General features: G+C 74.2%; 5 protein-coding genes and 1 pseudogene. 4 read left to right on the plus strand and 2 right to left on the minus strand.

Annotated elements, in window-relative coordinates:
* Nucleotides 1-24 precede the first annotated feature (24 nt).
* Together DEH69_RS29135 and DEH69_RS29140 are read left to right on the plus strand one after the other, a co-directional pair.
* Nucleotides 25-1,521 (plus strand): glutamate--cysteine ligase, encoded by a 1,497-nt coding sequence (locus DEH69_RS29135; RefSeq protein WP_113689993.1) that lies wholly within the window; start codon nt 25-27, stop codon nt 1,519-1,521.
* Between the two features lie 92 nt (nt 1,522-1,613).
* Nucleotides 1,614-2,393, plus strand: coding sequence for a CPBP family intramembrane glutamic endopeptidase (locus tag DEH69_RS29140; RefSeq protein ID WP_258535041.1), 780 nt, complete (start codon nt 1,614-1,616; stop codon nt 2,391-2,393).
* A 48-nt stretch (nt 2,394-2,441) separates the two neighbouring features.
* Here DEH69_RS29140 and DEH69_RS29145 read toward each other — a convergent pair whose 3' ends face one another.
* Together DEH69_RS29145 and DEH69_RS29150 are read right to left on the minus strand one after the other, a co-directional pair.
* Nucleotides 2,442-3,143, minus strand: coding sequence for a DUF4232 domain-containing protein (locus DEH69_RS29145; RefSeq protein ID WP_113689995.1), 702 nt, complete (start codon nt 3,141-3,143; stop codon nt 2,442-2,444).
* Nucleotides 3,144-3,248: 105 nt separating this feature from the next.
* Nucleotides 3,249-3,923, minus strand: coding sequence for a pyridoxamine 5'-phosphate oxidase family protein (locus DEH69_RS29150; RefSeq protein ID WP_113689996.1), 675 nt, complete (start codon nt 3,921-3,923; stop codon nt 3,249-3,251).
* 59 nt (nt 3,924-3,982) lie between these two features.
* Between DEH69_RS29150 and DEH69_RS29155 the strand changes: the two genes are divergently transcribed.
* Nucleotides 3,983-5,314 (plus strand): aminotransferase class I/II-fold pyridoxal phosphate-dependent enzyme, encoded by a 1,332-nt coding sequence (locus tag DEH69_RS29155; RefSeq protein ID WP_113689997.1) that lies wholly within the window; start codon nt 3,983-3,985, stop codon nt 5,312-5,314.
* A gap of 170 nt (nt 5,315-5,484) precedes the next feature.
* A pseudogene (locus tag DEH69_RS29160) lies at nt 5,485-6,803 on the plus strand (IS1380 family transposase).
* Nucleotides 6,804-7,106: the final 303 nt, after the last annotated feature.

Consider the following 7,106-nt stretch of genomic DNA (forward strand, 5'->3'; position numbering starts at 1 on the left):
CATCGAGTGGTGAGGGAGGCGGCCATGGGCGAGAAGGTGGTGGGGGACCGGTTCGACCTCGACGCCCGCGAGCGCTTCAGAGACCGGATCCACGCGTGTATGGCGGCGCTGGGCGCGCTGCTGCGCGAGGGCCGCTTCGAGCGCTCGCGTGACAGGATCGGCCTCGAGGTCGAGATGTGCCTCGCGGATTCGGATGGCTCGCCGCGCATGGTCAATGACGAGGTGCTGGCGCGAATGGCCACCCGCGATTTCCAGACCGAGCTGGGCCAATTCACGCTGGAGCTGAATATGTCCCCGCGGGCGCTCGCGGGAAGGGTCTTCGACGATCTGGCCGAAGAGCTGCGTATCGCGATCGGATACGCCGACCGAATGGCGGCCGAATGTGACGCGCGCCTCGTCATGACCGGGGTGCTGCCGACGATCACCGCGGAGCAGATGCTGCCCGGCACCCTGTCGCCCAACGACCGCTACAGCCTGCTCAACGACCAGATCATGGCCGCGCGCGGCGAGCCCATCCAGCTGGACATCTCGGGGGCCGAGCGGCTGCGGGGCACGTTCGCGTCCATAGCCCCCGAATCGGCGTGCACCTCCGTGCAGTTCCACCTCCAGGTCACCCCCGACCGCTTCGCCGCCGTGTGGAACGCCGCCCAAGTCGCCGCCGCGGCGCAGGTCGCGGTCGGCGCCAACGCCCCGTTCGTCTTCGGCCGCGAGCTGTGGCACGAGTCGCGGCCCCCCTTCTTCCTCCAGGCCACCGACAGCCGCCCGCCCGAGTTCGCGGCGCAGGGCGTGCGGCCGCGCTCGTGGTTCGGCGAGCGGTGGATCTCATCGGTCACCGACCTGTTCGACGAGAACGTCCGCTACTTCCCCGCGCTGCTGCCGCTGCTCTCCGACGAGGACCCCGAGGCGGTGCTGGCCGCGGGCGGGGTGCCGAGGCTCGCCGAGCTGACCCTGCACAACGGCACCGTCTACCGCTGGAACCGCCCGGTCTACGCGGTGGCCGACGGCGTTCCCCATCTGCGCGTGGAGAACCGGGTGCTCTCCACGGGACCCACCGTCGTCGACACGGTGGCCAACGCCGCCTTCTACTACGGCCTGGTCCGCGCGCTGGCCGACCAGCCCGAGCCGGTGTGGACGCGGCTGCCGTTCGCCGCCGCCGAGCGGAACTTCTTCGACGCCTGCCGCCACGGCATCGACGCCGAGCTGACCTGGCCGGGCGAGGCGCCGGGCGGGGCCCCCGAACGGCTGCGCGCGGCCCGGCTGATCGCCGAGCGGCTGATCCCGCTGGCCGCCGGGGGCCTTGACGCGTGCGGCGTCGCGGCGGCCGACCGCGACCACTACCTGTCGATCGTCGAGGAGCGCTGCCGCCGCGGCGTCACCGGCGCCGCGTGGCAGACCGACGCCTACCACAGGGCGGTCGCGGGGGGCGCGGACAGGGCGGCCGCGCTGCGCGATCTGGTGCGGCGGTACTGTGAGCTGGCGCGGACGGACGCACCCGTCCACAGCTGGCCGACCGGGGGGTGACCGCCTCGGCGGCCCCGGCGGCCGGACGGGAGGCTCAGGTGCGGGTCAAGCCGGAGCGGGCGACACAGCGGCCACCCGAGGGCGGCCTCCCCCTGCCGATCGACCGCGTCAGGCGGCAGGAGGTGCTGCTGGTCCTCGCGGTGTCGCTGGGCGCGAGCGCGGTGAGCGCGCTGATCAGCTTCGTCGGGGACCTGACCCGCCCGGGCGGCCTCGCCGACCAGGCGGCCACGCTCAATGGCTCGCGCGCCCCTGGGCGCCCCTGGCTGGACCTGGCGTGGCAGCTGTTCTCGCTCTCCACCGGCGTCGTCCCCGTGCTGCTCGTGGCGCACCTGCTGCTGCGCGAGCGCGCCGAGGCGGGCGCGGCGGGCGCCGCCGGGCCGCGGGCGATCGGCTTCGACGCCAGGCGCCCGGCGTTCGACCTGGGCTGGGGCGCGGCCGTGGCGGCGGGCATCGGCGGGAGCGGGCTGCTGCTCTACCTGGGGGCGCACGCCTCAGGCGCGAACCTCACGGTGGTGCCCGAGTCGCTGCCCGATGTGTGGTGGAAGTACCCGGTGCTGATCGCCTCGGCCCTCCAGAACTCCCTGCTCGAGGAGGTCATCGTCGTCGGCTATCTGCTGCGGAGGCTCGACCAGCTGGGCTGGACGCCGATGGCCGCGCTGGCCGCGAGCGCGCTGCTGCGCGGCACGTACCACCTCTACCAGGGCATCGGTGGCTTCTTCGGCAACGTGGCGATGGGCGTGATCTTCGTCTGGCTCTATCGGCGGTGGGGGCGGGTCATGCCGCTGGTCGTGGCGCACGCGCTCATCGACATCGTGGCGTTCATCGGCTACGGGCTGCTGGCCGGCCGCGTCGACTGGCTCCCCACCGCCTGAGGGCGACCCCTTGGGGCGACCGCCTGAGGGCGCGTCACCCCCGGGGCGTCACCCCGGGCCCTCGCCCGCCGCGAGCGGCAGGGTCTCGATGCGGCCCTCGCCGCAGACCGCGCCGAGCGGCCAGTCGGTCGTGGTGGCGCTGTACGCGTCGGGCGGGATGACCTCGAGCGACGCGGGCTCGGGGCCGCACGAGCCGTTCGCCGGGTCGGCGTCGCCCGGCACCACGGTCCAGTGCAGCCGGGCCCAGACGCTGCGGCCCGGCTCGACGGTCAGCGCCTGGGGGGCCATCGAGTCGTCGCGCACGGTGGTGGTGGGGATGGATTCGCCGTCGCCCGCGGCCAGTTGGAGCCCCGGCCAGCCCTGGGTGCGGCAGCTGGCGTCGGATGCGTTGGTGAGGACGAGCGCCGCGTGCCGCCCGCCCGCGCCCGCGTCCAGCGGGTGAACGGCGGCGGTGAGGGCGTCGGGGGAGCACCACGCGTCGTTCGCCTCGCCCCCGTTGCCCTCGGGCTCGGGGTCGGGCTCCCGCGGGGCCTCGGGGCGCGCCTGATCCTGGTCATCGGCGGCGTCATCGGTGTCGGTGTCGGTGTCGGGCTCGTCGGGCGCGGGCTCAGGGGCGGCGTCGCGGGGCTGCCCGGCGGGCGGTCGGTCGGCTGACGCGCCGTCCGGCGATTCGGTGGACTCGGCGCAGGCGGCGATGGCGAACAGGGTGAGTGCGGCGAGGGCCGCGGCACGTAGGGGGTGGGACGCCATGGGATCCTCCGGTGGGGGAGTCGGCGATGCGGAGGAGTGCTGTGGCCATGGGACGTGGCCATGTCACAACGGGTTCCCGGGGGCGCGCCGCGGTACGCCTGTCGCTCAGGCTCCCTGCCGCGCCGTGAGATAGCGGGGCACGGGGACCCTGGGGCCGCCGTCGTCCGCGGGGACGGGCTCGCCGATGACCGACCCGACCGGGACGACGCCCGCCCAGTGCGGAAGGGACAAGTCTTCGGGCTCCTCGTTCACCCCGCCCGCGCGGACCTTGGCCGAGACCTCGGCCAGGTCGAGGGCCAGCACGGCCGTGGCGGCCAGCTCCCGCGCGTTCGGCGGCCGGCAGTCGGCGGCGCGGCCCGGCACCGCGGCGTCCACCAGGACCTCGAGCGCCCGGCGCCGCTCCGCCTCGTCGGTCACCCGCCGCGCCGTGCCGTGCGCCACCACCGAGCGGTAGTTGACGGAGTGGTGGAACGCCGACCTGGCCAGCACGAGGCCGTCGACATGGGTGACGGTGACACACACGGGAAGGCCCGCGCCGCCCGCGTCGCGCAGCGGCGGCGAGCCGGTGGAGCCGTGCAGGTACAGGCGCTCGCCGTCCCTGGCGTAGAGCGTCGGCAGCACCGCGGGCGCGCCGTCGCGGACGAAGCCGAGGTGGCACACGTATCCCGCGTCGAGGATGGCGTGCACCAGCTCGCGGTCGTAGGCGACGCGCTCGCGGGCGCGGGTCGGGGTGGTGCGTGGCGTCGGGGGATACGGGTCGGCGGGCGGCGTGGTCGGCATGGGGTCCGTCTCCTCGCGTCGAGCTTGCGCCCTTATTGAACTAGTGCAATCCTGTCTTTGTGCTAGAAGGATACCGGATCGAGGGGCGGCGCGCCGCCGAGATCGCCGCCAGCGTCGAACGAGGCGTGGCCGACGGCGGGTTGAGCCCGGGGCAGCACCTTCCGCCGCTGCGCGAGCTGGCCGCCGTGCTCGGGGTGAACGCCAACACCGTCGCCGCCGCCTACCGGATCCTGCGCGAGCGCGGCGTCATCGAGACCGCGGGCCGCCGCGGCAGCCGGATCCGCTCCCGCCCGGTGAGCGCCCCGCGCGAGGAGATCGGCGTCGAGGCGCCGCCCGGCGTGCGCGACCTCGCCAAGGGCAACCCCGACCCGGCCCTGCTGCCCCCGCTCGCCCCCGCCCTGGCCCGCGCCGCCGCCCGCGCCGACCGTTCCCCGCCGCTCTACGGCGGCCCGCCCGTCGACGAGGAGCTTGCGGCCGTCGCGCGGGCCGCGTTCGACCGCGACGGCGTCCCCGCGGGGCCGATCGCCGTCACCTCGGGCGCGCTCGACGCCATCGAACGCGTCCTGGCCGCCCATCTGCGCCCCGGCGACGCGGTGGCCGTCGAGGACCCCGGCTGGGCGGGCTTTCTCGATCTCATCCCCGCCCTCGGCCTGCGGCCCCTGCCCGTCGCCGTGGACGACGAGGGGCCGCTGCCAGGGCCCACGGGCCATGCGCTGCGCGCCGGCGCACGCGCCCTCGTCGTCACCGCCCGCGCGCAGAACCCCACGGGCGCCGCAGTCTCCCCCGCGCGCGCCGAGGCGTTGCGCGCGGTCCTCGCCGCCCACCCCGGCACGCTGCTGGTCGAGGACGACCACGGCCACGGCGTCGTCGACCTCCCGCTCCTGCCCCTCTCGGGCCACACGAGCCGCTGGGCGCTGGTGCGTTCACCCGCCAAGGGCTACGGCCCCGACCTGCGGATGGCCGTGCTCACCGGCGACCCGGTCACCGTCGACCGCGTCCAGGGGCGCCAACGACTCGGGCCCGGCTGGGTGAGCCACCTGCTCCAGCGGACCCTGGCCACGCTCTGGGGCGAGGGCGCGATCGACCCCGCCGAGGTCGCCCGCTCCTACGCCGCGCGCCGCGACGGCCTGATCGCCGCGCTCGCCGAGCGCGGCGTCGCGGCCCTGGGGCGCAGCGGGATGAACGTCTGGGTGCCGGTGCCCGATGAGACCGGGGCCATCGCCCGGCTGCTGCACGCGGGGTGGGCCGCCGCGCCCGGCGCGCGGTTCCGCCTCGACTCGCCCCCCGGCGTGCGGCTGACCGTCTCCTCGCTCGCCGGCGCGGACCTCGCGCCGCTGGCCGACGCGGTCGCCGCCGCCGTCCGGCCCCCCGCGGCCCGCAGGACCGACTGACGCGGCGGCCGCCCGACCCGGCGACCGGCCGCGGAACGCCCCGTCTAGCCTCGGGCTTTCATGTGGGGTGTTGTCCGGCTGGTGATCACGGAAGCAGAAAGTGCCTCTGACCAGCGAGAATGGGGATTGTCTAGGTCCTTGTTCCCGCCACCGTCGGAGGCACTTTCCAGGTGAAGAAGCGTATCGGGCCGTACCCGCGTGTTCGTGTCGAGGGCGGCGGCCGTGGGGTGGTGTCCCAGGCCGGGGCTGTGCTGTTGGTGGAGACTGTCCGCAAGACTGGTCTGGATCAGGCGATATCGACGGCGCTGGCGCCGTGGCGGCGTCCGCGGGCGGTGCATGATCCAGGCAAGATCGTCCTCGATGTGGCGCTTGCGGTCGCGTTGGGAGGGGACTGCCTCGCCGACGTAGCGATGTTGCGGGCCGAACCGGCGGTGTTCGGGCCGGTGGCCTCCGACCCGACGGTCTCCCGGCTGGTCGACACCCTCGCAGCGGCTGGAAGCAGGTCGCTTGACGCGCTCCGCGCGGTGCGGGCAGAGATGCGTGAGCGGGTGTGGCGGTTGGCCGGCCCTTCGGCTCCAGATGCCGACGGGCAGCTGATCGTAGACCTGGACGGGGTGCTCGTCCTGGCGCACTCCGAGAAACAGGACGCCGCCGCGACCTGGAAGAAGACGTTCGGGCACCACCCGCTGATGGGGTTTGTCGACCATGGAGCGGGCGGGTCCGGGGAGCCGGTCGCGGGCCTGCTGCGGCCGGGCAACGCCGGCTCCAACACCGCCGCCGACCACATCACCACCGCCCGGCTCGCGCTGGCCCAGCTGCCGAAGACCTATCGGCGCGGACGGCAGACGCTGATCCGCTGCGACACGGCCGGGGGCACCCACGAGTTCGTGGCCTGGCTCGCCCAGCGTGGCAGGTGGCTGTCGTACTCGGTCGGCATGACCATCACCCACGCCATCCACGCCGCCGTCGGGAAGATCCCCGCCCCGGCGTGGACGGTGGCCATCGAGCCCGGCGGCGAGATTCGCGAGGGAGCATGGGTGGCCGAGCTGGACGGGGACGTGGTGAAGGACTGGCCGAAGGGTATGCGGCTGATCGTCCGCAAGGAACGCCCTCACCCCGGCGCCCAGTTGCGCTTCACCGACGCCGACGGATTGCGGCTGACCTGCTTCGCCACCAACACCACCAGCGTCCCCATCGCCGCCCTCGAACTGCGCCACCGCCAGCGCGCCCGGGCCGAGGACCGCATACGCGCCGCCCGCACCACCGGCCTGCGCAACCTCCCCCCCACGACACCGCACAGAACCAGATCTGGCTGGAGATCATCCAGATCGCCCTCGACCTCCTCGCGTGGATGCCGATGCTCGCCCTGACCGGCAAGGCCCGGCTGTGGGAGCCCCGCCGCCTGCGGCATCGGCTGTTCTCCGCAGCCGCCCAGCTCGTCACCACCGGACGCCGCCTCCACCTCAGGATCGCGGCTCACTGGCCCTAGACCAACCTCATCACCAGCGCGATGCAGCGACTCCAGACCCTCCCGAACCCCGGTTGACCAGCAGCAATGACCTGCCCCGACGAACACCATCACGACCGGAGCCGTGGAACCCGACGCCTACCCGACGCGACAGCCGGGCCCTCAGCCTGCCCGCACCCCACCCAACAACCCGAAACGGCCCGCCAGATCAACTGACGAGCCGTCACGAAAGATCGAGGCTAGCCTCGCGCTTTCACGAGGTGGGTTGTCCGAAGCTTGATCATAAAAGCGAGAAGTGCTCCTGACCTGCAACGATAGGGCTTG

The sequence above is a fragment of the Streptomyces sp. PT12 genome, assembly GCF_003311645.1.
Lineage (GTDB): Bacteria > Actinomycetota > Actinomycetes > Streptomycetales > Streptomycetaceae > Streptomyces.